Here is a 26,180-nt window from a genome sequence, read left to right as displayed (position 1 = left end):
TTTTCCGCTGGGTTGAAAAGGAGAGGGGAATCAACGGCGACGGGTACAGGCCGGAATGTGGCGGAATGCTTTTCGTTACAGAGCAAGATGAAATAAATTTTCTTTTTAACCTCAACGTGCGGTGCAATCCGCAGATTGCACCGGAGGAAGACGACGACATTACGCTCCGCGCACAGATGCGGGGGCTGGCGAAGCGGCGGGAGGATTACCGGCCGCAAAGATACCCTTCGCCGCCAGGCCTGCGACGGTGAGGGCTGCCGGGATGCCGAGGATCAAAAAGACGCTTTCGAAGGGCAGGTTGAGCGCCATCATCTCAGCGCCAGCAAAGGCGCTGAGGATCGCGCCGATCCGCCCGACGCCGTGCATCCAGCTGGATCCCGTCGCCCGCGCCTGCGTGGGGTAGTAACGGGCGGAGAGGGCGTTCATGCCGGTATTGGCGCCGTTCAGGCAGGCGCCGCTGATAAACGCCAGCATACAGAGCAGGGCAAAGCTGCCCGCCGCGTAGCCCATCGCCATGGTAAACAGGCCGCCGACGGCGTAGATCATCCCCAGCGCGCGATGGGGATTGATGCGGTCCATCAGCCAGCCGGCAAACAGCGAGCCGAGGGTACCTCCCGCCTGGTAGATGGCCGTCATGACGGCCGCCTGGCTGACGGTAAGCCCGACCTCCTTAACCAGCGTTGGCAGCCAGCTGCCGAGAATATAGACGAGGAACAGCCCCATAAAGTAGACCAGCCATAGCATCAGCGAGCCAAAGCCATACTGGCGGGAGAGCACAATGCGCATCGCATTCCCGGCCGCCGGCTGCGCCGGCAGGATAAACGTCACGTTGTCGCTGATTTGTCCGGGATAAAGACGATTGAGGATGGCGCGAATGCGCGCCGCGGGCGCTTGTTTGATCACCAGAAAACGAACCGATTCCGGCAGCCGCCAGATAAGCAGGGGGGCAAACAGCAGCGGCAGAATGCCGCCGAGCGCCATCAGCGAGTGCCAGCCAAACTGCGGGATCAGCCATGACGCGGTAAATCCTCCGGCCGCCGCGCCGAAGGTGAAGCCGCAGAAGATGACGGTAATAATAAATGAGCGCTGGCGTTCCGGAGCGTATTCCGACACCAGCGTCCCGATGTTCGGCATCGCGGCGCCCAGTCCGAGGCCGGTCATAAAGCGGAAGAACATCATCTGCTCAATGTTGTGCGAGAAGGCGGTGGCGATGGTCCAGAAGCCGAAGAAGAAGACGCTGTTGATGATGATCTTCTTGCGTCCCAGCCAGTCGGCGAGCGGGCCAGAGAAAATAGCGCCCAGCGCGAGGCCGATCAGCGCGGCGCTAATCACCAGGCCCAACTGGTGGTTGCTTACCCCCCACTCCAGCTTCAGCGTCGGGGCGATAAAGCCCATGATCGCGATATCAAACCCATCAAGAGCGATAACGCAAAAGCCGAGAAAAATAATCTGCTTTTGAAAGCGGCTCAGAGGATTACGGTTAATTAACTCTCTGACATCCAGGCGTTGAGTCTGTGTCATAGCGTATTCCTTATGCGCAGGAGCGCAGGTAGGGCTGCGCGGCATTGAACAGTAATTGCGCCCGCTGGAGGGGCGGCAGGGCGCCCTGCTCACCGTCCAGCGGCACTTCGAGGGAGACCGGTAGCGTTGCCGGCAGTGCCGCCATCAGACCGTGCAGATCCAGACCGCCTTCCCCCGGCACGTTGCGCGCTGAGCGGGCCTGGCGGATGAGCTCCTGCTCGCTTTCCGGCCGCTGCGCCGCGCCATCGCAGAGTTGCATATAGTTCAGATGATGCGCGGGCAGGCTGGAGAGGGCGGCGAGCGATTCCCCCGCGCGCCAGAAATGAAGGGCGTCCACCAGGATGCCGATATCTTCCCGCCCGCTGGCGGCGATCAGCGCCTGCGCATCGGCGATCGTGCGCAGCTGGGTCCAGGGCATCGGCTCAAGGTTCATGGTCAGGCCAAATGAGCGACCGGCTGCGGCGAGAGTGGCCAGGTTGTCGGCGCTGCGCTGCAGGTTGTCGTCATTCCCGGCGACTAACACCTGTCCGGCGCCAAGCCGCGCGGCGGTCTCCATAAAGCGCTGCAGCCGATCGTCGAGGGTAAACCCCGGGCTGAGGCGGACGATCTCCACGTCCGAGACGCGGATGCCGGTTTCCATCAGCGCGACCAGGGTCGCGCGGACGGCGGGGGTATCGCCCAGCATGTCGTAGTCCGGGTCGGCGGGTGTGGCGGGCAGCAGCCGCAGTCCCACGTGGGTAAAACCGGTTCTGGCCGCTATCCGCACCTGTTCGGGGGGAGGGACATCGAGCAGGCTCAGCGCGGCGAGCGATAGGGTACGCATGTTCATAAAGGGCTCCGGTACAGTTGCAGGTGAAGTTAGCCAGGGGTGTTGCCGTCCCTGGTTTTTATTGCTTTGTTTTTATTGTGTTTGCCGCCAGATTTTTGCCCACCAGGTAGCCGAAGGTCATAGCCGGCCCGAGGGTGATCCCTCCGCTGGGGTAATAGCCGCGCATCACGCTCGACATGTCGTTGCCGATGGCGAACAGACCCGGTATCGGCTGCTGCTGCCCATCCAACACCCGAGCGTGCTCGTCGGTTTGTAACCCGCTAAAGGTGCCCAGCGAGCCGGGCAGAATGCGCACCGCGTAGAACGGCCCTTCGCGCAGCGGTCCGAGCGTCACCTGATGGTCACCCTGCGCGCGGTTATAGGCCGATGCGCCGCGGTGAAAATCGATGTCTTCACCGGTGCTGGCAAAATGGTTAAAGCGTGCAACGGTTTCCGCCAGCGCATCGGTATCGATGGCGCACCGCTTCGCCAGCTCGGCAAGGGTGTTTCCTCGCCGCAGATAGCCGGTACGCAGCCAGGCGGTAGGGGAGAATGGAAAGGGCCTGGCGTGGCCCAGGCCATAGCGGCGCAGCGCGCGCCGATCGGCCAGCAGCCAGGCCTGCGGCGTGTCGCCCGCGGGCGTCGCCGCCAGCAGGGCGGCGATAAAGTCGTGATAGGAGTCGGCCTCGTTAACAAAGCGTTTGCCGTTAGGCAGGACGGCGATCACCCCGGGCTTGGCGCGTTCCACCAGATGGGGAAACATCAGCTGCTGGCCGCTGGCGAGGGTGACGCGGGACACCGGCGCCCAGGCCAGCGGGTGGCGCAGGCGGGTATCGAACTGGCCGCCGGCGGATTCGCCAAGGCGGATCCCCTCGCCCTGATTGTCAGGCGGCGCGGCGGAGAAATGGCCGTAACCCTCCGCGGCATGAGGCACCACCTGCGCCAGGCGCTGCCGATCGTGGGGAAAACCGCCGCAGGCCAGCACCACGGCGCCCGCTTCGACGAGTATCTCCCCGCCGTCGCTGCGCAGCACTGCACCGGACACTCCCTGCGGACCCTGCAGCAGTCTGACCGCCGGGGCGTTGAGCTGAAAACGCACCCCGGCGTCGAGGGCGGATCGCAGCAGACGGGCGACCAGCGCATTGCCATTGACCAGATGCAGCCCTCGTCCGGCGCGCAGCCGCTGCCAGCCGTGGCGCAGCAGGCGGCGGGCGGCATACAGCGCAGAGCGCGGCGAGCGGGTAGCGTTGAAAAAATGCGCCATGTCCGCGCCGCCGGCGATGCCCATCCCGGCAAGACTGATGGTCTCCAGCGGCGGGCGCAGTCGGTGGAGCCAGTCGCCGAGCAGGCGGCCATCGTAGGGCTGAGCGGTGACCGACCGCCCACCGTTCGCCGCGCCCGGCGACGCGTGAAAGTCCGGCATGGTGCTGCCCGACAGAAACTTCACCGCCGTCCGTTGATGAAAAAAATCCACCATTTCCGGCCCGTAATGCAGGAAGGTCTGCAAGCGAACGTCGGCGGCTTCTCCCCCCATCTCATGCTGCAGATAGGTCAGCGGGGCATCGGCCGCTTCGTCGATGCCCTCCGCTCGCGCCAGCGGGTTGCGGGGGATCCACAGCCAGCCGCCGGACCAGGCGCTGGTCCCGCCGAGCACTGACGCTTTCTCCGCCACCATGACGCTGGCGCCGTGCACTGCCGCGGTGACCGCGGCAGAGAGTCCCGCCGCGCCGGATCCGACCACCAGCACATCCACCTTCACAGGCCCGCTCATGATGGACTCCTTATTGCAATGGTGAAAAAGCGGTGGGGCGCATCAGCACCGATTCGAGGCGCTCCACGGCGGCCAGTTCGCGGTTTTTCCGCGAGAAGGTCTGCCAGCGCTCGTCCTGGGCCATCCGTGCGCGGCGTACCAGACGATCGTCCAGGCTTTCGTAAGCCCAGATGTGCACTACCTGATTGACCACGCCGATCTCGGTAAAAAAGAAGCCGATCAGTTTGCCAAGATGGTCAGTTTGCACCGCCAGGGCATCGCTTTGGTACAGCGCCAGCCAGTCGGCCATTTTCAGCGGATTGATGGTGTAGGTGCGTTTTTCGTAGATCATGATGTTTTCCTGATTAGTGGGTGGCGGGTTGCGCCAGATGGCAGGCGGCGAGGTAGCCAAACGTCAGCCCCGGGCCAAGGGTGATGCCGGGACCCGGGTAGGTGCCGGCCATCAGCGAATCCATGTCGTTTCCCACCGCGTACAGCCCCGCAATGGGGTTGCCTTCAGCGTTGACGACCTGGGCATCGGCGGTGGTGACCAGACCTCGAGAAGTCCCCAGATCGCCGGTATAGAGTTTGATGGCATAGAACGGCGCGCTGAGCAGGGGAGCGTTGCAGGCGTCAGGATGACGGCCCGGATCGCCCATCGCCCGGTTATAGCTGTTGCCGCCTTTGGCAAACTCACGGTCCACACCCTGCGCGGCGTCACGATTGTAGCGGGCGACCGTCTCGCTCAGGGCGTGGGCATCCAGCCCAAGCTGCTGCGCCAGCGCGGCCAGGGTATCGGCTCTATGCAGATAGCCAGCGGCGATCAGGGCGTCATTGTTCACCGGCGCCGGGCGCGCCAGCCCGAGGCCATAACGCTTCATCGCCTGCGCGTCGCACAGTAAAAAGCAGGGGGCATTCTCCGCTGCACGCTGCATCGCGCTCGCAAAATGGTGATAGGAGCTGGACTCGTTAACGAAGCGTACCGCCCGCTGATTGACGGCAATCACGCCCGGCTTGGCCCGGTCGGTCACCAGGTGGGGGAAGCGCTCCTCGCTACCGTCGGCCCGGGTCAGCACCGATACCGGCGCCCAGAAAAAGTTGGACGCGCGATCGGCTCCCTCGCGAGCGTTAAGTGCCGCCGCGAGACGCAGAGCGGCGCCATCATTGGCTGGCGGCGACATGGTGAAGTGCTCTCGGGTGTGAGGCCGATAGCGCGCCGCCAGCGCGCCAGCGGCAAAGCCGCCTGCGGCTAGCACCACCCCACGGCGGGCGTGTAGCGTCTCTTTTTGCCCCTGATAGTCAATCTCTACCCCGGTGACCGCGCCTTGCGATTCGCACAGCGCCAGCACATTGACATTCAGCCGAAGGCTCATGCCTTTACGCAGCGCCGTGGTCGCCATGCGGGCAATCAGCGCATTGCCCATCGCCAGGCGGGTGCCGCGAGGATATTTCACCCGGTCGCGGGCGTAGCGCAGCAGCAGCCGGGTGCAATGGGCCAGGGAGCGCAGCGAGCGACGCATATCGAGAAAATGTTGAATGTCGACGCGGTTGACCATCATCCCGCCAAACAGCAGCATCCCCGGCGGAGGCGAGCGCAGGTCGCGAAACGCGTCCCCCAGTTCACGGCCGTCATACTCGACCACCTCCAGCGCCCGACCGACGTCGACGGCGCCGGGCTCATCCGGATAGTAATCGGGTGAGAGCGGGCGCAGGCTATATTTCACCGCCCCCTCGCGCTCCAGAAAGGCGAGGGCCTCTCGCCCGGCGCGGACAAACGCCTCGGCGATATCTTCGCGGTAGTGGGCCTCGCCGATAATGGTTCGTAGATAGGTTTTGATCGCTTCGGCGCTACCGCTTTTGCCCTCGGCGCGCGCCTGGTCGGTATCGTGCAGCCACACGGCGCCGCCGGAGATAGCCGAGGTGCCGCCGAACTGACCGGCTTTCTCCAGCATCAGCACCGACAGCCCTTTGCAGCTGGCGGTGACCGCGGCGGCAAAGCCAGCGGCGCCACTGCCGATGACGATCACATCCCAGCTTTTCATGCCGCCGCTCCCTGCGCCGACGGGATGGCGCCGATAAACTGGCCCATCAGCGTCATCTGCGCCAGCGCCATTTCCGGCCCAGTCTGTACCCGGCAGCCGCGGGCGGCGGCGAAGGTGAGCAACGGCGTCATCACCGGAGCGGTGACAACGTCGGCCACGTGGGTGGCGCTGTCGAGCGTCTCCAGCAGCGCCTGGGGTAGGGGCAGTGCATCAAACCCGGCCATGCCGGCCGGCGAGCCATTGATCAGCAGATCGACACCGTGCAGGCTGTCCGGCAGCGTGCTCAGTTGCACCGCCGGAAAGGCCTCGGTCAGAAGATCGTGCAGGCGTTGCCGGGTGGCCGGGTTTTGATCGTGCAGCGCCAGTTGGCGGATCCCCGCCTCGCACAATCCCCAGGCGATGGCGCTGCCGACGCCGCCGCAACCGGAGAGCAGCGCCTGCTTACCTGCCGGCTGAAAACCCTGTGCCTCGGCGGCAAGCTGAAATCCGACGCCGTCCAGCATATCGCCCTGTAACCGGCCATCCGCCAGCTTGCGGATCACATTGATGGCGTTGAGTCGGCGAGCGCGCGGCGTAAGTTCGTCGACCAGCGCGGCGGCGCGTTGTTTATGCGGTACCGTCACCAGCACGCCGCTCATGTTCTGCCAGCCGCGCAGGGCGTTGAGGTAGGCGGCCACCGCGTCCGGGACGATATCCACCGGGATCATGACGCTGTCCATGTGCTGTTCGGCAAAGTAGCGGTTGAAGTTATCCGGTGATTTCACCTGGGCGATCGGATGACCAATCACGGCGACAACCTGGGTAGTTCCACTGACCATTTCAAACCTCATTTGTTAAATGAATGTTGTGAAAGTATTTCAGCGGAAGCTGGGAGCGACAACGCAGAATTCGGACATGTTGGTTGTTAATCGCACCATCGCTGCGATAATCGCAGGAAATCGATAATGATGTTGCAAAAATGTGAGCGAATATGCAAAACACCATTCATCCACGCGATCTGATCGTCGGTTTACAAAAAGGGTTGGCGTTGATCCAGCTTTTTTCCAAAAACTGCCCAAAGCTCACTGTTGCCCAGGCGGCGAAAATGAGCGGTCTGACACAAAGCGCGGCACGACGTTTTTTGTTGACGCTGCTGCATGATCGTTATTTGCAAACCGATGGGCGCTATTACTGGCTTACCCCGAAGACCCTGCGGCTTGGCCAGGCCTATGTTGATTCGGCGCAGTTTCCACGCATGGTGCGACCGATTGTCGAATACATCGCCAGCCGGACCGAAGAGCACGCCTCGGTGGGGGTGGTGGATGAAGATGAGCTGGTCTATATCGCCCGCAGCCGGCATACGCCGTTTAACTCCACGTCGGTTCGGCTAGGGGAGCGGGTGCCCATCTTCTGTACCGCCGGGGGGCGATTATGGCTGGCTTCGCTGCCGGAAGCAGAGTGTGAAGCGGTTCTGCAGCGCATTACCCGGGAACAACGCACGCCCTATACGGTGACCGACGTCGCGCCGCTGATGGAGAAAATCGCTCAGGTGCGGCGTCAGGGATACGCCACTATTGAACAGGAGTTTGAGATTGGCATGCTGGTGCTGGCGGTACCGTTAACCGACAGGGAAGGAACCTGGTGGGGAGCGCTAAGTCTGACCAGCCATCAATCGCGGACCTCGCTGGAAGCGTTATGCCGTGATCATCTCGATCTGCTCTACAGCGCGCAAGCGATGCTGGTGGGGTAAACAGGGCAGCCGATGCGCTGCCCTCGGCAAGATGTCGCTTAGGCTGATGCTTTGTTCAGGAAACTGCTCCAGTCGCTGGCGGCGTTATCGACAAAGGTGTTCCAGCTGTTGCCGGCGGTATTGACGAAGCTTCCCCAGTTATCCTTACCGGCGGTCACAAAGGTTTCCCAATTTGACTGACCGGTCAGGAAGGAACCAAACGCCATTGTGCTGTCGCAGACGAACGAGGCGAATGCGTTGCCAGAGGTGAGGACAAAGGAGGTGAAACCGATGCCCGAGTTGGCGACGAAGCTGGCGAAGCCGCTGGCCGCGCCGAACAGGTTAAAGCCGCCGGAGATGTAGACCATTTCGTTCAGTGTTAACTCTTTCATTGCAATTCCTTGTATTGAATATTTCCAAAACGGGCGTAAGCCCGAGGCGAAAGGTAGCACCGTAGAGCTGAACGGGGCGAGCGACGTCGGGCTGGTATAAGCTCATTTTTTCCTCATTTATTAGCGGGTAGCTACGAAAACGGTGTGGGGGAGGGGAGGGAAGTATGAATTGAGAAAGGAAAAAGACGTGAAACAGAAAAGAAAAAGCCCCGTAAAAACGGGGCCTTATATCATACTGGAGCGGGTGATTATCTCACATAAGCCAGCAGACTATGTGAATCCGGCACCATAAAGTCAACGGACATCATCACGGACAGCGCAGTGATGGCGACGATGGAAAAGACGAAGAGCTTACGCGCCCAGACTTTATCATCTGCCACTTTGTAGCCGCGCAGCGCCATGCCCAGCCACCAGACGCTGACCGCTGCCGCTACGACCAGGTATTTGTACCCGGCATAGCCGCCCAGCGAGAGCATCAGGGTCGCAACGGCAAAGGCGACGATGTACAGCGTAATATGGTTTTTGGCGACCGATATACCTTTCACTACCGGCAGCACCGGAATATTCGCCGCCTGATAATCCTTGAAGCGGAAAATCGCGATGGCGTAGGAGTGAGGCATCTGCCACAGGCTAAAGATAGCCAGCAGGATAGCCGCACCGCTGTCGAAATCACCGGTCACTGCGCAGTAGCCAATCACCGGCGGCGCTGCGCCGGAGAGTGAGCCAATCAGCGTGCCATAGACGGAGTGGCGTTTCATGTACAGGCTGTAGACGCCGACATAAACCACGAACCCCATCACCCCCAGCCAGCAGGCCAGCGGATTTGCGCCGAACCACAGCAGCATAAAGCCAGCAATACCCAGCAAGGTGGCGTACACCAGCGAAGCTTCTGGCGAGATCAGCCCTTTGACCAGCACCCGGTTTTTCGTCCGTTCCATCTTACGATCGATGTCCCGGTCGATGTAGTTGTTGAATACACAACCCGAGGCGACCACCAGGGATACTCCAAGGAGCGTCCAGACGAACAGCGGATAGTCGATGTGGCCTTTGGAGGCCAGCAGGAAACCGCCGATCACGGAGATCAGGTTGCCAAAAATAATGCCTGGTTTCGTAACTTGCAGGTATTGCTTAAACATACTCGCCGCTCTTAGTGCATCATCATGTTGTAGTTCAGGTTCCACATAATCCAGATGGAGCCGACAACCACGATCGCAATGATGATTACGGTGAAGATAAATGCGGTCAGGTTCCAGCCTTCATCGGACTTGCTGTTCATATGCAGGAAGTACACGAGGTGTACCACGATCTGCACCACAGCGGTCACCAGAATGGTGCCAAGGATAACCGCATGCGAGGCGGAGCCACTCATCACCATGGCGAACGGAATGACCGTCAGGATGATGGACAGGATAAATCCTGTCATGTAGCTCTTCACGCTGCCGTGAGAAGCGCCGCTATGATCGGTAGAATGACTCATTACATCGCCCCCATCAGATAGACAACCGAGAACACGCAGATCCACACCACGTCCAGGAAGTGCCAGAACAGGCTCAGGCACAGGATACGGGTGCGGTTAGTGCTGGTCAGGCCACGACGTGAAACCTGGAACATCAGCACCGCCATCCAGATAAGACCGGAGGTCACGTGCAGACCGTGGGTGCCGACCAGCGCGAAGAACGCGGACAGGAAGCCACTACGATCCGGACCAAAGCCTTCCATGATCAGGTGATGGAATTCATAGATTTCCATCCCGATAAATCCGGCGCCAAACAACCAGGTCAACGCCAGCCAGGAAACCACCTGGCTCTTGTTGTTTTTGTACATGGCGATAGCCGCCATGCCGTAGGTGATGGAGCTGAACAGCAGCAGTGCGGTTTCAACCAGAACGAACGGCAGTTCGAAAATATCTTTGCCAGTTGGTCCGCCGGCCGTGCCGTTCACCAGAACGGCATAGGTAGCAAACAGCGTAGCGAAGATAATGCAGTCGCTCATCAGGTAGATCCAGAAACCGAATACCTTCATCGGTCCTGTATCATGGTGCCCGTGTTCATGCGCGTGGGCAGTATGCGCAAGAGTATCAGTTGCCATTTTTCAGCCCTGCTTTGTTAATCTCATCGAAATGCTGTTTTTCCAGTTTTTCGACTTCTGCAACCGGTACGTAGTAATCCACGTCCTCGTCAAAGCTCTTAATAATCCAGGTCGCTACGATGCCGATGAAGCTGGCGATCGCCATCCACCAGATATGCCAGATCATGGCGAAACCAAATACCGTAGCGAAGGCGGCAATGACGATGCCGGCGCCGCTGTTCTTCGGCATATGAATTTCTTCATAGTGAGCAGGCTGTTTGTACGCTTCACCTTTCTCTTTCATTTCCCAGAAGGCGTCACGCTCGTGAACCTGAGGAACGATAGCGAAGTTGTAGAACGGCGGTGGAGAAGAGGTTGCCCACTCCAGCGTACGGCCACCCCATGGGTCACCGGTCAGGTCACGGTTCTGATCGCGGTCGCGAATAGAGACGTAGAACTGAATCAGCTGGCACAGGATACCGCAGGCGATCAGCGCCGCACCGCAAGCTGCAACAACCAGCATCGGGTGGAACTGCGGATCGATCTGCTGGCTCAGACGACGGGTCATCCCCATGAAGCCCAGCACGTACAGCGGCATAAACGCCACGAAGAAGCCGATGATCCAGAACCAGAAAGCGCGTTTGCCCCAGGTTTCGTTCAGGGTGAAGCCAAAGGCTTTCGGCCACCAGTAGGTCAGACCGGCGAAGCAACCGAACACCACACCGCCGATGATAACGTTATGGAAGTGCGCGATCAGGAACAGGCTGTTGTGCAGAACGAAGTCCGCACCCGGTACCGCCAGCAGCACACCGGTCATCCCACCGACGGAGAAGGTGACGATAAAGCCGATAGTCCACATCATCGCCGAGTTGAAGACGATGCGGCCCTGATACATGGTGAACAGCCAGTTGAAGATCTTAACCCCGGTCGGGATCGCGATAATCATGGTGGTAATACCGAAGAAGGCGTTTACGTTCGCGCCAGCACCCATGGTGAAGAAGTGGTGCAGCCAAACGATGAACGACAGAACGGTAATACAGACGGTTGCCCACACCAGAGAGGTGTAACCGAACAGACGCTTACGCGAGAAGGTCGCGGCGATTTCGGAGAAGACCCCGAACACCGGCAGAACCAGGATGTACACTTCCGGGTGACCCCAGGCCCAAATCAGGTTGATGTACATCATCATGTTGCCACCCATATCGTTGGTAAAGAAATGGGTGCCCAGGTAACGATCCAGGGTCAGCAGCGCGATGGTGACGGTCAGAATTGGGAAAGAGGCGATAATCAGGATGTTAGCGCACAGAGATGCCCAGGAGAATACCGGCATCTTGAACATGGTCATGCCCGGGGCGCGCATCTTGATAATGGTCACGAAGAAGTTAATACCGGTCAGGGTAGTACCGATACCGGAGAGCTGCAGCGCCCAAATCCAGTAGTCGACCCCTACGCCAGGACTGTATTCAATTCCCGACAGCGGCGGATAAGCCAGCCAACCGGTCTGCGCGAACTCACCGACGCCCAGAGACAGGTTAACCAGAATCACGCCCACAACGGTGAACCAGAAGCTCAGGTTGTTGAGGAACGGGAAGGCTACGTCGCGTGCGCCGAGCTGAAGCGGAACCACCAGGTTCATCAGACCGATAACGAACGGCATCGCCACGAAGAAGATCATGATAACGCCGTGGGCGGTAAAGATCTGATCGTAGTGATGAGGCGGCAGGAAGCCTGCTTCCCCGGCCGAGGCCAGCACCTGCTGGCTACGCATCATGATGGCGTCAGCAAAGCCACGCAGCAGCATGACGATTGCCACGATAACGTACATGATACCGAGACGTTTGTGGTCGACAGAAGTCAGCCACTCGTTCCATAGGTAGGACCACTTACCGAAGTAAGTGATGGCTGCCAGAAGCGCCAGTCCCCCAATGATAATCGCAGCCACCGTTACCACGATAATAGGTTCGTGGTAGGGCACTGCATCCAGTGTAAGTTTTCCGAACATCGTTTTCTTCCTCGGCCCCTTAGTGAGCGGTTTCCGCGTGGCTCATGTCCATGCCTTCCATCCCGTCGTGAGCGGCATGCTCGCCTTCAGGTTTGGACATGTTCATGCTCTCGTGAGACATGAATTTGTTCACAACATCTTTGAACAGATCCGGTTTCACGTTAGAGAAGTATTCCACTTTGTTGTATTCGCTAGGCACAGCCACTTTCTCGAACGCGGCCATAGAGTCCATGGCGTTCGGAGACTGTTTCGCTTTTTCAACCCACTGATCGAAAGTTGCACGATCCGGGGTAGCAATCGCTTTGAACTTCATACCAGAGAAGCCCGGGCCACTGTAGCTAGCGGAGATACCGTCATAAGTACCAGCTTCGTCAGCAATGAGGTGCAGCTGAGTCTGCATCCCGGCCATTGCGTAGATCTGGCTGCCTAAGCGCGGAATAAAGAACGAGTTCATCACCGAGTTAGAGGTCACTTTGAAGTGTACCGGTACGTTCGCCGGGAAGGCGATTTCGTTAACGGTAGCAATACCCTGTTCCGGATAGATAAAGAACCATTTCCAGTCCATCGATACGACTTCGATGGTGATTGGTTTCTCGTCATGGACAAGCGGTTTGCTTGGCTCCAGTGCGTGAGTGGTTTTCCAGGTCAGAACGGCCAGGAACAGGATGATCAGAATAGGTACCGTCCAGACCACAGCTTCCACTTTATTGGAGTGTGACCAGTTCGGGCTATACTTCGCATCTTTATTGCTCGCGCGATACTTCCAGGCAAATCCTACTGCCATCAAGACGGCGGGAATAACGACAATCATCATCAGGCCGAAGGCCGTCAGAATCAAAGAGCGTTGCTCCAGTCCAATCTGTCCTTTTGGGTCAAGGAGTGCAGAATCACAACCACTGAGTAATACAGTACCTGCGATTAATGACATCCATCCCAAACTTTTATTGTATTTCCTGAGTCTCATTGAACGACCTCAATTCCACGGGATCTGGTGGCGTTTAAAGTGTATGGGCATTTTACGGTAAGGTTGCATTACTGTAAACATGATTGGATCTCTGTCAGTTCTGTGTTAGCGGCTTCTGCTTGGTTTGTCACATATGTTACGTAGTGTTACGTAATCGCTTGCAAAGCCTGATTTTCGTGGGATCGATAACGAAAGGGATAAGAAAAGGTGTACTTAGCGGCGAATGGGCATAACCACCCAAAAATTAGAACAATTGTTTAACATTTAATTATCAAATAAAAGACATTGTGGAAACGTGAAATAAAAACGGCGTAGCTGAATCGGTTAAATTATTTAAAGAATCGAATGAAAACTGTCAATAATTTCCAGAAAACAAAAACGCACAAAACAACAAATAGCGCGGCGGGCAATATAAAAGCGTTAATAAGCCGTTATAATTACGTTTCGTAATTACAACGGCTAATAATGATGCAGCGTCCTTAAATCAGGTGGGTTTTACGCAGCGCCAGGTAGTCGAGCAGGCCGCCGAACAAAATACCGCCAACGGCGGTCAGCGCGGCAACTTCCAGCAGGCCGGACAGGAAGCTGAACGACGTATAATCCAGCGCGTTGAGGATCAGCAGACCCAGCCATACCGCCAGCAGCAGGCAGCCCAGCGTCAGGATCCCCAGTGCCAGCGCATAGGCCTGCGGATATTCGCTACGCGGCATAAAGCTTGCCGTGCGTTGGGTATGCTCGAGCGTTTGTCGGCACAGCAGCAGCAGCGCGATCCCCGGCACCGCCGCGACCACGGAGAAGAGATAGAAAGTGGACCAGCCGTGGGCCTCGACAAACCAGCCGGCAATCGGCCCGACGTACACGCGGCCAACCGCGGACAGCGCCGAGAGCAGCGCGAACTGGGTGGCGGAGAACGACTTGTTGCACAGCGTCATCAGCAGCGCCACAAACGCCGCCGTCCCCATTCCCCCGCACAGATTTTCAAAGAATACCGCGGTCGCCATGGAATAGAGGTGCTTATCGGTAATCGACAGCAGCCAGTAGCCGGCGTTGGAAACCCCCTGCAGCAGACCGAAGATCAGCAGCGCCCGGAACAGCGTCAATCGCTGCATCAGGACGCCGCCGTACAGGGCGCCAAGAATGGTGGCGAACAGGCCTAAGGTTTTGTTCACCATTCCCACCTCGCCGGCGTCAAAACCGACGCCGCGGATGAGAAAGGTGGTGGTCAGACTCATGGCAAACGCATCGCCAAGCTTATAAAGAACGATGAGCAGCAGAATCAGCCAGGCGTTGTTACGGCCGAAAAAATCTCGCAGCGGTTCAGCTACCGCCTGCTCCAGCGACCGGGGAACCGGGATAACGTCGCTTGGCTCGGGCGCCAGCAGCGTGGCGATGATGCAGGGCACCAGCAGCGCCGCCATCAGCCAGTACATGCCCTGCCAGCCGAGATAGCGGTCGGCGATCCACAGGGCCAGACCACCGGAGACCAGCATCCCGAGGCGATAGCCCAGCACGCTGATCGCGGCGCCAGCGCCGCGCTCTTCCGCTGGCAGAACGTCGGTTTTCCAGGCGTCAAAAACAATATCCTGCGACGCCGAACAGAAGGCGATCACTACCGCCAGCGCCGCCATCCAGCGCAGCTGGGAGGCAGGTTCGAGAAAGCCCATCGCCGCGATGGCCAGCAGAAGCAGGACCTGGGTGGTCACCAACCAGCCGCGACGGCGCCCGAGAAACGGCGGCGTGTAGCGGTCCATCAGCGGGGACCAGAGGAATTTAAAGACATAGGCCTGGCCGACAAGCGAGAAAAAACCGATCGTTTTCAGATCGATGTTTTCCACCGTCATCCAGGCCTGCAGGGTACCGGAGGTGAGGGCCAGCGGCAGACCGGAGGCGAAGCCGAGGATCAGCAAAATCGCTGATTTAGGCTGCTGAAAAATGCGTAAGTAGTGACTGGACATAGCATAAAGCACGAACCCGGCGGAGGCCGGGTTCGTGGGGGCATTAACGCGCGTTTTGCTTGATGAAATCGTGGATGCTGGTGTCCTGCGCCATATCGGCGATGGTATCAGTCAGGACGCTGTTGACGGCATCAGCGATGTTTTTGTTCGAGGCCTGGAAGGCACCTTCTACCGAGTAGCTGGCGCGGTAGTTTTTGGTCATCTTCGTGCCGTTTGCCGCGGTGGCGATGATGGCGATATCGGCTTTGGTGGCGATGTTGTAGCGCACGTTGCCCTGGGAGACGTCAGCGTAGAGTTTGTTGACGATGATCTGCAGATCGACTGCGCCGTTCGGGCCAATCATGTAGCCGCGCGCGGTCATTTGTTTCTCCAGCACTTCCTGCAGCAGGAAGCGCAGATCGCGGGAGGCGGTAAGGGTGACCTGTTGGTTGTCGCGCGTCACTTTCGCCAGCGCCTGGTCCGGACGCTGGTCGGCGCCGTTGATGCTGACGGTCACGCCCATAAGGCTAGGATCCTGCTGCGGCAGCGTGATTTTCGGCGATACTTCAATGGTGGTCGGCGGCGTGGCGCATCCTGCCAGCATAAACATGGCGACCAACGGGAAAAGGATCTTCTTAAGCATGTTCAGGTCTCAACGCATGGTGTTGTTATAAGGAAAATTACCGCCATCATAGCATTGCCAACGGCAAGGGGAAGTGGCAACGCGTGTAAATCCATCGCCCTGGCGGTTTTCTGAGCGTCCCGCCACGGTTAATCGCTCTTTCCCCGGCGGATCTGGCGACCAGAGCCAGTAAACGTGATACTTTTGAATGAAAATATCAGAACAATGCTAATTTTTTGTTGTTTTCTCCTAATGGAAGCGGTAAAAGCGGCTAACATTTAAATGGAGTGGCGGCATCTCAGCGTTGTCGGAGGAGAAAATTCATGATGATACGTGAACAGATCGAAGCAAAACTTAGAGCAGCGTTCGACCCGATGTATCTCGAAGTCGTGGATGAAAGTTATCGTCACAACGTCCCTGCGGGCTCTGAAAGTCATTTTAAAGTGGTGTTAGTGAGCGATCGCTTCACTGGCGAGCGTTTCCTAAATCGCCACCGTATGATCTACGGCACGCTAACCGAGGAGCTGTCGAATACGGTGCACGCCCTGGCGCTGCACACCTACACGATTAAAGAATGGGAAGCGCTACAGGATACGGTTTTCGCCTCGCCGCCGTGCCGCGGCGCGGGGAGCATCGCCTAGAAATCCCATTTGCAACCGCTGGCGCTTTTCCAGTATGTTGCTTGCAGATTTAGCAAAAACGGCCTACGGGCCGTTTTGTTTTGCCTGGAAAATGCGCAAACTCAGCGCTTTTGCGGACAAAATTGAGCGGGAAATGTGAAAAATGCCGCAGCACCAGGCGACAACCGTTCTCGACTCACAAAAGTGATGCCGCTATAATGCCGCGTCTTATATATGAATGTCTTCGGGATGATTCTGACGACAGGGAATGTGTTTCTGATTTGAAGAGGGCATCCCGGTTCTGCGAAGCCACCTACACGCGCTTCCAGAGTTGACCGAGCACTGTGATTTTTTTGAGGTAACAAGATGCAAGTTTCAGTTGAAACCACTCAGGGCCTTGGGCGCCGTGTAACGATTACTATCGCCGCTGACAGCATCGAGAATGCTGTCAAAAGCGAGCTGGTCAACGTAGCGAAAAAAGTTCGCATTGACGGCTTCCGTAAAGGCAAAGTGCCGATGAATGTTGTTGCTCAGCGCTATGGCGCTTCCGTTCGTCAGGACGTGCTGGGCGACCTGATGAGCCGTCATTTCGTTGACGCGATCATCAAAGAAAAAATCAATCCGGCCGGCGCGCCGAACTACGTTCCGGGCGAATACAAACTGGGTGAAGACTTCACCTACGCGGTAGAGTTCGAAGTGTATCCGGAAGTTGAACTGCAGGGTCTGGAAGCGATCGAAGTAGAAAAACCGGTTGTTGAAGTGACCGACGCTGACGTTGACACCATGCTGGAAACCCTGCGCAAGCAGCAGGCAACCTGGAAAGAAAAAGAAGGCGCGGTTGACGCTGAAGATCGCGTAACCATCGACTTCACCGGTTCCGTAGATGGTGAAGAGTTCGAAGGCGGCAAAGCTTCTGACTTCGTACTGGCGATGGGCCAGGGTCGCATGATCCCGGGCTTCGAAGACGGTATCAAAGGCCACAAAGCGGGTGACGAGTTCACCATCGACGTGACCTTCCCGGAAGAATACCACGCAGAAAACCTGAAAGGTAAAGCGGCTAAGTTCGTTATCAACCTGAAGAAAGTTGAAGAACGTGAACTGCCGGAGCTGACCGAAGAATTCATCAAACGTTTCGGCGTGGAAGATGGTTCCGTCGCTGGCCTGCGCGCTGAAGTGCGTAAAAACATGGAACGCGAGCTGAAAGGCGCTGTGCGTAACCGCGTGAAGTCTCAGGCTATCGAAGGTCTGGTTAAAGCTAACGACATCGACGTTCCGGCAGCTCTGATCGACAGCGAAATCGACGTGCTGCGTCGCCAGGCTGCTCAGCGTTTCGGTGGCAACGAGAAACAGGCTCTGGAACTGCCGCGCGAACTGTTCGAAGAGCAGGCTAAACGCCGCGTAGTGGTTGGCCTGCTGCTGGGCGAAGTGATTCGCACCAACGAGCTGAAAGCTGACGAAGAGCGCGTGAAAGGCCTGATCGAAGAGATGGCTTCTGCTTACGAAGATCCGTCAGAAGTGGTTGAGTTCTACAGCAAGAACAAAGAGCTGATGGACAACATGCGCAACGTGGCGCTGGAAGAGCAGGCTGTTGAAGCCGTGCTGGCGAAAGCCAAAGTGTCTGAAAAAGCCACTTCCTTCAACGAACTGATGAACCAGCAGGCGTAATTTCGCCGCGATTGTTCAAGGTTCGGGCAAAAACCCGTTGCCGAAAGGCGGCGGGTTTTTTTTTAGCTAATGATAGCCTCAGGCACGGTGCTAAAACGCATTTACCATGATAGCGTTACAGCAAAAGCTTGTTATGCTTGAAATATGGCAACGCCATCCCCATTACCGGGGGAGGCAACTGCATCCGCAATCGCACGCGTGTTGAAGAGGCGGTGACGCGTTCAGCGGATAGAAACTGTGGCTGATAATCCGTCCGTAAGGTTACAATCAGTGCAGCAGGTATTTTAAAATTACTCCAGGAGACGGAAATGTCATACAGTGGCGAACGAGACAACTTTGCACCCCATATGGCCCTGGTGCCGATGGTCATTGAACAGACCTCACGCGGTGAACGTTCTTTTGATATCTACTCCCGTCTGCTTAAGGAACGCGTCATTTTTCTGACCGGCCAGGTCGAAGACCACATGGCAAATCTGATCGTGGCGCAGATGCTGTTTCTGGAAGCGGAAAACCCGGAAAAAGACATTTACCTGTACATTAACTCTCCGGGCGGGGTGATCACCGCTGGGATGTCGATTTATGACACCATGCAGTTCATCAAGCCGGACGTCAGCACCATCTGTATGGGCCAGGCCGCGTCCATGGGCGCGTTCCTGCTGACCGCCGGGGCGAAGGGCAAGCGTTTCTGCCTGCCGAACTCCCGCGTGATGATCCACCAGCCGCTGGGCGGCTATCAGGGGCAGGCGACGGATATTGAGATCCACGCCCGTGAAATCCTGAAGGTGAAAGGACGCATGAATGAGCTGATGGCGCATCATACCGGCCAGTCTCTTGAGCAGATTGAGCGTGACACCGAGCGTGACCGCTTCCTGTCTGCTGCGGAAGCCGTGGAGTACGGACTGGTCGACTCTATTTTGACCCATCGTAATTGATGCCCTGGGCGTAAGGGTGCCGCTTTACGCTTCATCCTTCTCGCCACGTTTGCTGAGCGGTTGGCATTTTTCCGGACGCTTGCCGGGCAGGCAGGCGGCTGGTCGCTTCGCTACCGCCGCGATGTAGCGCGAAGGATTTTGTGTATATACTAATGAAGGGCGGCACAACGCTATATGGCGGCTTGCGCCTGAGAATGGCATTTGCGTCGTCGTGTGCGGCACAAAGAACTTAAAAAGAGGTTTGGACTCATGACAGATAAACGCAAAGATGGATCGGGCAAATTGTTGTATTGCTCTTTTTGCGGCAAAAGCCAGCATGAAGTGCGTAAGCTGATCGCCGGGCCATCCGTGTATATCTGCGACGAATGCGTTGATTTATGTAACGACATCATTCGCGAAGAGATTAAAGAAGTTGCGCCGCACCGCGAGCGCAGCGCGCTGCCGACGCCGCACGAGATTCGCCACCACCTTGATGACTACGTCATCGGTCAGGAACAGGCGAAAAAAGTGTTGGCGGTCGCGGTATACAACCACTACAAACGTCTGCGCAATGGCGATACCAGCAATGGCGTAGAGCTGGGTAAAAGTAACATTCTGCTGATCGGGCCGACCGGCTCCGGTAAAACGCTGCTGGCGGAAACGCTGGCGCGCCTGCTGGATGTGCCGTTTACCATGGCGGACGCCACCACCCTGACCGAAGCCGGTTATGTGGGTGAGGACGTCGAAAATATCATTCAGAAACTGCTGCAGAAGTGCGATTACGACGTGCAGAAAGCGCAGCGCGGCATCGTCTATATCGACGAAATCGACAAAATTTCGCGTAAGTCCGATAACCCGTCGATTACTCGCGATGTCTCCGGCGAAGGCGTGCAGCAGGCGCTGCTGAAGCTCATCGAAGGCACCGTCGCCGCCGTTCCACCGCAGGGCGGGCGTAAACACCCGCAGCAGGAGTTCCTGCAGGTTGATACTTCCAAGATCCTGTTTATCTGCGGCGGCGCGTTTGCCGGTCTGGACAAAGTGATTTCCCACCGTGTGGAAACCGGCTCCGGCATTGGTTTTGGCGCGACGGTTAAAGCGAAGTCCGACAAAGCGAGCGAAGGCGAGCTGCTGGCCCAGGTCGAGCCGGAAGATCTGATCAAGTTTGGTTTGATTCCGGAATTCATCGGCCGTCTGCCGGTCGTGGCGACCCTGAACGAGCTGAGCGAAGAAGCGCTGATCCAGATCCTGAAAGAGCCGAAAAACGCCCTGACCAAGCAGTATCAGGCGCTGTTTAGCCTTGAAGGCGCAGAGCTTGAATTCCGCGACGAAGCGCTGGATGCCATCGCCAAGAAAGCGATGGCGCGTAAAACCGGCGCCCGTGGCCTGCGTTCCATTGTGGAAGCGGCGCTGCTGGACACCATGTATGATCTGCCTTCGATGGAAGATGTCGAAAAAGTGGTCATTGATGAGTCGGTTATCGCCGGTCAGAGCAAACCGCTGCTGATCTACGGCAAACCGGAAGCGCAGCAGGCATCTGGCGAATAATTAGCCATTTCACTCAAGCAGTTAACAAAAAGGGGGGATTTTATCTCCCCTTTTATTTTTCCTGCATTCCCGCCGTTGAATGTGTGGAATACATCCCCATATACTGGATTACATATTAACGACGATGCAGTGAAGTGTGGCGTCGTCGGCTACCTGGCGGACTTTAAACTAAGAGAGAGCTCTATGAATCCTGAGCGTTCTGAACGCATTGAAATCCCCGTATTGCCGTTGCGCGATGTGGTGGTTTATCCGCACATGGTCATACCCCTGTTCGTAGGGCGGGAAAAATCTATCCGTTGCCTCGAAGCGGCCATGGACCATGATAAAAAAATCATGCTGGTTGCGCAGAAAGAAGCGTCGACGGATGAGCCGGGTGTAAACGATCTTTTCACCGTTGGAACCGTGGCGTCTATTTTGCAGATGCTGAAGCTGCCGGACGGCACCGTGAAGGTGCTGGTCGAAGGGCTACAGCGTGCACGCATTTCTGCGCTGTCTGATAATGGCGAGCATTTCTCGGCGAAAGCGGAGTATCTCGACTCGCCGGCGATTGACGAACGTGAGCAGGAAGTGCTGGTTCGTACCGCTATCAGCCAGTTTGAAGGCTATATCAAGCTGAATAAGAAGATTCCACCGGAAGTGCTGACGTCGCTGAACAGCATCGACGATCCGGCGCGCCTGGCGGATACCATCGCGGCGCATATGCCGCTGAAGCTGGCGGACAAGCAGTCCGTGCTTGAGATGTCCGACGTCAACGAACGTCTGGAATATCTGATGGCGATGATGGAATCGGAAATCGATCTGCTGCAGGTTGAGAAGCGCATTCGCAACCGCGTCAAAAAGCAGATGGAGAAATCCCAGCGCGAGTACTATCTGAATGAGCAAATGAAAGCGATTCAGAAAGAACTCGGCGAGATGGACGACGCCCCGGACGAAAACGAAGCGCTGAAGCGCAAGATCGACGCGGCGAAAATGCCGAAAGAGGCGAAAGAGAAAACCGAAGCGGAACTGCAGAAGCTGAAGATGATGTCGCCGATGTCTGCGGAAGCGACCGTCGTGCGTGGCTACATCGACTGGATGGTGCAGGTGCCGTGGAATGCGCGCAGTAAGGTCAAGAAAGACCTGCGTCAGGCCCAGGAGATCCTCGATACCGATCACTATGGTCTGGAGCGCGTGAAGGACCGCATCCTTGAGTATCTCGCGGTGCAGAGCCGGGTGAACAAAATCAAGGGGCCGATCCTCTGCCTGGTGGGACCGCCGGGGGTAGGTAAAACCTCGCTGGGGCAATCTATCGCCAAAGCGACCGGCCGGAAATACGTCCGCATGGCGCTGGGCGGCGTGCGCGATGAAGCGGAAATTCGCGGTCATCGTCGAACCTATATTGGCTCGATGCCGGGCAAACTGATCCAGAAAATGGCGAAAGTGGGGGTAAAAAACCCGCTGTTCCTGCTGGATGAGATTGACAAAATGTCTTCCGACATGCGCGGCGACCCGGCTTCTGCGTTGCTTGAGGTGCTGGATCCGGAGCAGAACGTGGCCTTTAACGACCACTATCTGGAAGTGGATTACGATCTCAGCGACGTGATGTTCGTGGCGACTTCCAACTCCATGAACATTCCGGCGCCGCTGCTGGACCGTATGGAAGTGATTCGCCTCTCGGGTTACACCGAAGATGAAAAACTGAACATCGCCAAGCGTCACCTGCTGCCGAAGCAGATCGAACGCAACGCGCTGAAAAAAGGCGAACTGACCGTCGACGACAGCGCCATTATCGGCATTATTCGTTACTACACCCGTGAAGCGGGCGTTCGTAGCCTGGAGCGTGAAATCTCCAAGCTGTGCCGTAAGGCCGTTAAGCAGCTGTTGCTGGATAAATCGCTGAAACACATCGAAATTAATGGTGAGAATCTGCATGATTATCTCGGCGTGCAGCGCTTCGACTATGGCCGCGCCGATAGCGAGAACCGCGTCGGTCAGGTGACCGGTCTGGCGTGGACGGAAGTGGGCGGCGACCTGCTGACCATCGAAACCGCCTGCGTACCGGGCAAAGGTAAACTGACCTACACCGGATCGCTGGGCGAGGTGATGCAGGAGTCGATTCAGGCTGCGCTGACCGTGGTACGTTCGCGGGCGGACAAGCTGGGCATTAACGCCGACTTCTACGAGAAGCGTGATATTCACGTCCACGTACCGGAAGGGGCGACGCCGAAGGACGGTCCGAGCGCGGGGATTGCCATGTGTACGGCGCTGGTCTCCTGCCTGACCGGCAACCCGGTACGCGCCGATGTGGCGATGACCGGGGAGATTACGCTGCGTGGACAGGTGCTGCCGATCGGCGGTCTGAAGGAAAAACTGCTGGCGGCGCATCGCGGCGGTATTAAGACTGTTCTGATTCCTGATGAGAACAAACGCGACCTTGAAGAAATTCCGGATAACGTTATCGCTGATTTGGATATCCATCCGGTGAAACGAATCGAGGAAGTTCTGACACTTGCGCTGCAAAACGAACCGTTTGGCATGCAGGTTGTGACCGCGAAATAGTGATTCTGCGCAAATTGCGCTAATAAAAATAGGGCTGGTAAGTCATTTCGGACTTGCCAGCCTTTTTTTGTGTAGCTAACTTAGATCGCTGGCAGGGGGGTCATCGACAACTGCTGTTGTAAGGGCATGACAGTCCTGATATAACTGCTGCGCGGTCGCACTATGAAGGACTCTGGTGCGATATAAATTATAAAGAGAGGAAGAGAACAGTGAATAAATCTCAACTGATTGACAAAATTGCTGCGGGTGCGGACATTTCTAAAGCTGCAGCTGGACGTGCGTTAGATGCTTTAATCGCTTCTGTTACTGAATCTCTGCAGGCTGGGGATGACGTTGCGCTGGTAGGTTTCGGTACCTTTGCTGTTAAAGAACGTGCCGCCCGTACTGGTCGCAACCCACAAACAGGTAAAGAAATTACTATCGCTGCCGCAAAAGTGCCGGGCTTCCGTGCTGGTAAAGCGCTGAAAGACGCGGTGAACTGATCGGCTTTCCCGTCAGGGAATGTGACGAAGTACAAGGGCGCATCGTGAGATGTGCCTTTTTTATTGCCTTTTCAGACCACTTTATGTGTGTTTATCGCCACTTGTGGGCTGACAATCACCCTGTTTTCTTGTCAAAATACGTCCTCACGCGCGGCGGCCATCACGTGCTATGCTGCGCGAGCTAAAGTCATCTACAGCGGAGCGTTGTTACACCATGATGGACAACCTACGCACGGCCGCCAACAGCGTCGTGCTCAAGATTATTTTCGGTATCATTATCGTCTCGTTCATTTTGACCGGGGTGAGTGGTTACCTGATTGGCGGTGGCAAAAACTATGCCGCAAAAGTGAATGGCCAGGAGATTGGCCGTGGGCAGTTTGAAAACGCCGTCGCCAGCGAACGTAACCGTATGCAGCAGCAGCTTGGCGACCAGTTCTCCGAGCTGGCGGCGAACGAAAACTACATGAAAACCATGCGCCAGCAGGTGCTGAACCGCCTGATTGATGAGTCGCTTCTGGATCAGTATGCCCGCGAGCTGGGCCTCAGCATCAGCGATGAGCAGGTGAAGCAGGCGATCTTCCAGACCCAGGCGTTCCAGACGAACGGTAAGTTCGACAACCAGCGCTTCAGCGGTATTGTCGCCCAGATGGGGATGACCACCGATCAGTACGCCCAGGCGCTGCGTAACCAGCTGACCACGCAGCAGCTGATTAACGCCATTGCAGGTACCGACTTCATGCTGCCCGGCGAGTCCGATCAGCTGGCGGCGCTGGTGTCTCAGCAGCGTGTCGTTCGCGAAGCGACCATCAACGTCAACGCCCTGGCGGAAAAACAGACCGCCAGCGATGAGGAAATCAACGCTTTCTGGCAGCAGAATCAGGCCCGTTTTATGGCGCCGGAGCAGTTCCGCGTGAGCTACATCAAGATGGATGCCGCCAGCATGCAGGAAAACGCCTCTGACGAAGAAATTCAATCATGGTATGACCAGCACAAAGATCAGTTCACTCAGCCGCAGCGTAATCGCTACAGCGTGATTCAGACTAAAACTGAAGCTGATGCGAAAGCGGTACTGGCCGAGCTGCAAAAAGGCGCCGATTTCGCCACGCTGGCAAAAGAAAAATCGACCGATATTATCTCTGCCCGCAACGGCGGCGATATGGGGTGGATGGAAGATGCCTCTACCGTGCCTGAGCTGAAAGACGCCGGCCTGAAAGAGAAAGGCCAGCTCTCCGGGGTGATCAAATCCTCGGTTGGCTTCCTGGTGGCCCGTCTGGACGACGTCCAGCCGGCGCAGGTCAAGCCGCTGGCTGACGTGCGCAATGACATTGCGGCGAAAGTGAAGCAGGAGAAAGCGCTGGATGCTTACTATGCGCTGCAGCAGAAGGTGAGCGATGCGGCCAGCAACGATAATGAATCGCTGGCGGGCGCGGCGCAGGTCGCCGGACTGCAGGTGGTGGAAACCGGCTGGTTTGGCCGCGATAACCTGCCGGAAGAGCTGAACTTTAAACCGGTCGCTGACGCTATCTTCAACGGCGGTCTGGTCGGTGTGAACGGCGCGCCGGGCAGCAACTCCGACATCATTACCGTTGACGGCGATCGCGCCTTTGTTCTGCGTATCAGCGAGCACAAAGCCGAGGCGGTGAAACCGCTGGCCGAAGTGAAGGCGCAGGTTAGCGATATCGTTAAGCACAATAAAGCGGAACAGCAGGCGAAGCGGGATGCCGATAAGCTGCTGGCGGCGCTGAAAGACGGCAAAGGCGATGAGGCGATGAAGGCGGCTGGCCTGAGCTTTGGCGCACCGCAGACGCTTTCCCGTACCGGCCAGGATCCGCTGAGCCAGCTGGCATTTACTCTGCCGCTGCCGCAGCAGGGCAAACCGGTCTATGGCGTTGGCAGCAACATGCAAGGCGATGTGGTGCTGGTGGCGCTCGATGAAGTGAAAGCAGGCAGCATGCCGGAAGAGCAGAAGAAGGCTATGGTTCAGGGGATTACCCAGAACAATGCCCAAATCGCTTTCGAAGCGCTGATGAGCAACCTGCGCAAGGCGGCGAAAATTAAGCTGGGCGACAGCATCGACCAGCAGCAGTAATTTCGCGTCGTTTCGCAAAAATACGCAACACCATGTAATCCTCAAGGGCCGCTTTCGCGGCCCTTTCCATTTCTGTGATTTGCCTTTTGTCGGCCATCCGCACTGACGCTATCGTAGCCTTGCTGTCTAAACACAAGGAGATATCAGCATGAAATATGGAATAAAAGCACTGATGGCCGCGGGCGTTCTGGTTTTCGCGGTAGGCGCACAGGGCGCGCTGGCTGCCCCCACCAGCGGCAAAGCGGCGGTAACCAAAGAGCATGTCCAGGCGTCCTCTTCGGCGAAGGCGAAAGCGGAGCCCGGCGAGGCCGACAACGGGGCGACCAAAGTCAGCATTAACCACGCCAGCGCCGAACAGCTGGCGCAGGCTCTGAATGGCGTGGGGTTGAAAAAAGCCCAGGCGATTGTCAGCTACCGTGAGGAGTACGGACCGTTCAAAACCCTTGATGATCTGAAGCAGGTCCCGGGGATGGGCAGCGCGCTGGTGGAGCGGAATTTATCCCATCTGACGCTGTAAATT

23 protein-coding genes are annotated in these 26,180 nt (G+C 57.3%); 9 read left to right on the top strand and 14 right to left on the bottom strand.

Annotated elements, in window-relative coordinates; translation table 11 throughout:
- Window positions 1–159: 159 nt before the first annotated feature.
- The 6 genes from ABLU73_RS07605 to ABLU73_RS07580 are packed head-to-tail and all read right to left on the bottom strand — an operon-like array spanning window position 160 to window position 6,939.
- Complete coding sequence (locus ABLU73_RS07605; protein WP_017898923.1) at window positions 160–1,521, bottom strand: aromatic acid/H+ symport family MFS transporter; 1,362 nt, start codon at window positions 1,519–1,521, stop codon at window positions 160–162.
- Window positions 1,522–1,531: 10 nt separating this feature from the next.
- Complete coding sequence (locus ABLU73_RS07600) at window positions 1,532–2,350, bottom strand: TIM barrel protein (protein WP_017898922.1); 819 nt, start codon at window positions 2,348–2,350, stop codon at window positions 1,532–1,534.
- Window positions 2,351–2,408: 58 nt separating this feature from the next.
- Window positions 2,409–4,100, bottom strand: a complete 1,692-nt coding sequence (locus ABLU73_RS07595; RefSeq protein WP_064150598.1) for an FAD-dependent oxidoreductase — start codon at window positions 4,098–4,100, stop codon at window positions 2,409–2,411.
- 10 nt (window positions 4,101–4,110) lie between these two features.
- Entirely contained in the window at window positions 4,111–4,431 is a 321-nt protein-coding gene (locus ABLU73_RS07590; protein WP_004204812.1) for an NIPSNAP family protein, read from the bottom strand.
- A 13-nt stretch (window positions 4,432–4,444) separates the two neighbouring features.
- On the bottom strand, window positions 4,445–6,121 hold the full coding sequence (locus ABLU73_RS07585; RefSeq protein ID WP_032455634.1) for an FAD-dependent oxidoreductase: 1,677 nt from the start codon (window positions 6,119–6,121) through the stop codon (window positions 4,445–4,447).
- Window positions 6,118–6,939: a shikimate dehydrogenase gene (locus tag ABLU73_RS07580; RefSeq protein WP_004204809.1), complete on the bottom strand. Its 822-nt coding sequence runs from the start codon at window positions 6,937–6,939 to the stop codon at window positions 6,118–6,120. Before ABLU73_RS07580 ends, ABLU73_RS07585 begins: the two co-directional genes overlap by 4 nt.
- Before the next feature lie 152 nt (window positions 6,940–7,091).
- Here ABLU73_RS07580 and ABLU73_RS07575 point away from each other — a divergent pair, with 152 nt between their 5' ends.
- The gene (locus ABLU73_RS07575) at window positions 7,092–7,850 is read left to right on the top strand and encodes an IclR family transcriptional regulator C-terminal domain-containing protein (protein WP_004204808.1); all 759 of its coding nucleotides are present in this window, start codon (window positions 7,092–7,094) and stop codon (window positions 7,848–7,850) included.
- A 38-nt stretch (window positions 7,851–7,888) separates the two neighbouring features.
- Here ABLU73_RS07575 and ABLU73_RS07570 read toward each other — a convergent pair whose 3' ends face one another.
- The 8 genes from ABLU73_RS07570 to ABLU73_RS07535 all read right to left on the bottom strand — a co-directional run bounded on the left by ABLU73_RS07570 (window position 7,889) and on the right by ABLU73_RS07535 (window position 15,831).
- Window positions 7,889–8,221 (bottom strand): hypothetical protein, encoded by a 333-nt coding sequence (locus tag ABLU73_RS07570; protein WP_065803022.1) that lies wholly within the window; start codon window positions 8,219–8,221, stop codon window positions 7,889–7,891.
- 248 nt (window positions 8,222–8,469) lie between these two features.
- Complete coding sequence (gene cyoE, locus ABLU73_RS07565; protein ID WP_002891629.1) at window positions 8,470–9,357, bottom strand: heme o synthase; 888 nt, start codon at window positions 9,355–9,357, stop codon at window positions 8,470–8,472.
- 11 nt (window positions 9,358–9,368) lie between these two features.
- On the bottom strand, window positions 9,369–9,698 hold the full coding sequence (locus tag ABLU73_RS07560; RefSeq protein ID WP_002891634.1) for a cytochrome o ubiquinol oxidase subunit IV: 330 nt from the start codon (window positions 9,696–9,698) through the stop codon (window positions 9,369–9,371).
- Complete coding sequence (locus tag ABLU73_RS07555) at window positions 9,698–10,309, bottom strand: cytochrome o ubiquinol oxidase subunit III (RefSeq protein ID WP_002891635.1); 612 nt, start codon at window positions 10,307–10,309, stop codon at window positions 9,698–9,700. Before ABLU73_RS07555 ends, ABLU73_RS07560 begins: the two co-directional genes overlap by 1 nt.
- Window positions 10,299–12,290 carry a cytochrome o ubiquinol oxidase subunit I gene (gene cyoB / locus ABLU73_RS07550; RefSeq protein WP_004204804.1) on the bottom strand — a complete coding sequence of 664 codons (1,992 nt, stop codon included), beginning with the start codon at window positions 12,288–12,290 and terminating at the stop codon, window positions 10,299–10,301. The genes ABLU73_RS07555 and cyoB overlap by 11 nt, the downstream gene beginning before the upstream one ends.
- 19 nt (window positions 12,291–12,309) lie before the next feature.
- A complete protein-coding gene (gene cyoA, locus ABLU73_RS07545; protein WP_004204802.1) occupies window positions 12,310–13,254 on the bottom strand; it encodes a cytochrome o ubiquinol oxidase subunit II in 945 nt (314 codons plus the stop codon).
- A gap of 479 nt (window positions 13,255–13,733) precedes the next feature.
- On the bottom strand, window positions 13,734–15,209 hold the full coding sequence (gene ampG, locus ABLU73_RS07540; protein WP_048294253.1) for a muropeptide MFS transporter AmpG: 1,476 nt from the start codon (window positions 15,207–15,209) through the stop codon (window positions 13,734–13,736).
- Between the two features lie 43 nt (window positions 15,210–15,252).
- The gene (locus ABLU73_RS07535) at window positions 15,253–15,831 is read right to left on the bottom strand and encodes a lipoprotein (protein ID WP_004204800.1); all 579 of its coding nucleotides are present in this window, start codon (window positions 15,829–15,831) and stop codon (window positions 15,253–15,255) included.
- Between the two features lie 302 nt (window positions 15,832–16,133).
- Between ABLU73_RS07535 and bolA the strand changes: the two genes are divergently transcribed.
- From bolA to ABLU73_RS07495, 8 genes are all read left to right on the top strand, one after another.
- Window positions 16,134–16,451 (top strand): transcriptional regulator BolA, encoded by a 318-nt coding sequence (bolA, locus tag ABLU73_RS07530; protein WP_002891649.1) that lies wholly within the window; start codon window positions 16,134–16,136, stop codon window positions 16,449–16,451.
- Window positions 16,452–16,796: 345 nt separating this feature from the next.
- Complete coding sequence (tig, locus tag ABLU73_RS07525; protein WP_004204798.1) at window positions 16,797–18,095, top strand: trigger factor; 1,299 nt, start codon at window positions 16,797–16,799, stop codon at window positions 18,093–18,095.
- A gap of 308 nt (window positions 18,096–18,403) precedes the next feature.
- Entirely contained in the window at window positions 18,404–19,027 is a 624-nt protein-coding gene (gene clpP, locus ABLU73_RS07520; RefSeq protein ID WP_002891804.1) for an ATP-dependent Clp endopeptidase proteolytic subunit ClpP, read from the top strand.
- 249 nt (window positions 19,028–19,276) lie between these two features.
- Window positions 19,277–20,551: an ATP-dependent protease ATP-binding subunit ClpX gene (gene clpX / locus ABLU73_RS07515; RefSeq protein WP_002891807.1), complete on the top strand. Its 1,275-nt coding sequence runs from the start codon at window positions 19,277–19,279 to the stop codon at window positions 20,549–20,551.
- Between the two features lie 183 nt (window positions 20,552–20,734).
- Window positions 20,735–23,089 (top strand): endopeptidase La, encoded by a 2,355-nt coding sequence (lon, locus tag ABLU73_RS07510; protein WP_004151336.1) that lies wholly within the window; start codon window positions 20,735–20,737, stop codon window positions 23,087–23,089.
- A gap of 209 nt (window positions 23,090–23,298) precedes the next feature.
- On the top strand, window positions 23,299–23,571 hold the full coding sequence (hupB, locus tag ABLU73_RS07505) for a nucleoid-associated protein HU-beta (RefSeq protein WP_002444653.1): 273 nt from the start codon (window positions 23,299–23,301) through the stop codon (window positions 23,569–23,571).
- Between the two features lie 214 nt (window positions 23,572–23,785).
- Window positions 23,786–25,660, top strand: a complete 1,875-nt coding sequence (gene ppiD / locus ABLU73_RS07500; RefSeq protein ID WP_043521447.1) for a peptidylprolyl isomerase — start codon at window positions 23,786–23,788, stop codon at window positions 25,658–25,660.
- 148 nt (window positions 25,661–25,808) lie between these two features.
- Window positions 25,809–26,177 (top strand): helix-hairpin-helix domain-containing protein, encoded by a 369-nt coding sequence (locus ABLU73_RS07495; RefSeq protein WP_064794534.1) that lies wholly within the window; start codon window positions 25,809–25,811, stop codon window positions 26,175–26,177.
- The last annotated feature ends 3 nt before the right edge of the window (window positions 26,178–26,180 follow it).

Origin of the sequence: Klebsiella sp. GG_Kp175, assembly GCF_040062325.1 — a bacterium.
Classification (GTDB): Bacteria; Pseudomonadota; Gammaproteobacteria; order Enterobacterales; family Enterobacteriaceae; genus Klebsiella; species Klebsiella quasipneumoniae.
This window is presented reverse-complemented; position numbering and strand designations above follow the sequence as displayed.

Bases quoted from the DNA above. Each gene is read 5' to 3' on its own strand.
- lon (WP_004151336.1), top strand. From the start codon at position 20,735: ATGAATCCTGAGCGTTCTGAACGCATTGAAATCCCCGTATTGCCGTTG.
- tig (WP_004204798.1), top strand. From the start codon at position 16,797: ATGCAAGTTTCAGTTGAAACCACTCAGGGCCTTGGGCGCCGTGTAACG.
- cyoB (WP_004204804.1), bottom strand. From the start codon at position 12,290: ATGTTCGGAAAACTTACACTGGATGCAGTGCCCTACCACGAACCTATT.
- ABLU73_RS07575 (WP_004204808.1), top strand. From the start codon at position 7,092: ATGCAAAACACCATTCATCCACGCGATCTGATCGTCGGTTTACAAAAA.
- ABLU73_RS07535 (WP_004204800.1), bottom strand. From the start codon at position 15,831: ATGCTTAAGAAGATCCTTTTCCCGTTGGTCGCCATGTTTATGCTGGCA.
- ABLU73_RS07495 (WP_064794534.1), top strand. From the start codon at position 25,809: ATGAAATATGGAATAAAAGCACTGATGGCCGCGGGCGTTCTGGTTTTC.
- ABLU73_RS07580 (WP_004204809.1), bottom strand. From the start codon at position 6,939: ATGGTCAGTGGAACTACCCAGGTTGTCGCCGTGATTGGTCATCCGATC.
- cyoE (WP_002891629.1), bottom strand. From the start codon at position 9,357: ATGTTTAAGCAATACCTGCAAGTTACGAAACCAGGCATTATTTTTGGC.
- ABLU73_RS07585 (WP_032455634.1), bottom strand. From the start codon at position 6,121: ATGAAAAGCTGGGATGTGATCGTCATCGGCAGTGGCGCCGCTGGCTTT.
- ABLU73_RS07595 (WP_064150598.1), bottom strand. From the start codon at position 4,100: ATGAGCGGGCCTGTGAAGGTGGATGTGCTGGTGGTCGGATCCGGCGCG.
- ppiD (WP_043521447.1), top strand. From the start codon at position 23,786: ATGATGGACAACCTACGCACGGCCGCCAACAGCGTCGTGCTCAAGATT.
- ABLU73_RS07590 (WP_004204812.1), bottom strand. From the start codon at position 4,431: ATGATCTACGAAAAACGCACCTACACCATCAATCCGCTGAAAATGGCC.
- cyoA (WP_004204802.1), bottom strand. From the start codon at position 13,254: ATGAGACTCAGGAAATACAATAAAAGTTTGGGATGGATGTCATTAATC.
- ABLU73_RS07555 (WP_002891635.1), bottom strand. From the start codon at position 10,309: ATGGCAACTGATACTCTTGCGCATACTGCCCACGCGCATGAACACGGG.
- ampG (WP_048294253.1), bottom strand. From the start codon at position 15,209: ATGTCCAGTCACTACTTACGCATTTTTCAGCAGCCTAAATCAGCGATT.
- ABLU73_RS07560 (WP_002891634.1), bottom strand. From the start codon at position 9,698: ATGAGTCATTCTACCGATCATAGCGGCGCTTCTCACGGCAGCGTGAAG.
- ABLU73_RS07600 (WP_017898922.1), bottom strand. From the start codon at position 2,350: ATGAACATGCGTACCCTATCGCTCGCCGCGCTGAGCCTGCTCGATGTC.
- bolA (WP_002891649.1), top strand. From the start codon at position 16,134: ATGATGATACGTGAACAGATCGAAGCAAAACTTAGAGCAGCGTTCGAC.
- ABLU73_RS07570 (WP_065803022.1), bottom strand. From the start codon at position 8,221: ATGAAAGAGTTAACACTGAACGAAATGGTCTACATCTCCGGCGGCTTT.
- clpX (WP_002891807.1), top strand. From the start codon at position 19,277: ATGACAGATAAACGCAAAGATGGATCGGGCAAATTGTTGTATTGCTCT.
- ABLU73_RS07605 (WP_017898923.1), bottom strand. From the start codon at position 1,521: ATGACACAGACTCAACGCCTGGATGTCAGAGAGTTAATTAACCGTAAT.
- clpP (WP_002891804.1), top strand. From the start codon at position 18,404: ATGTCATACAGTGGCGAACGAGACAACTTTGCACCCCATATGGCCCTG.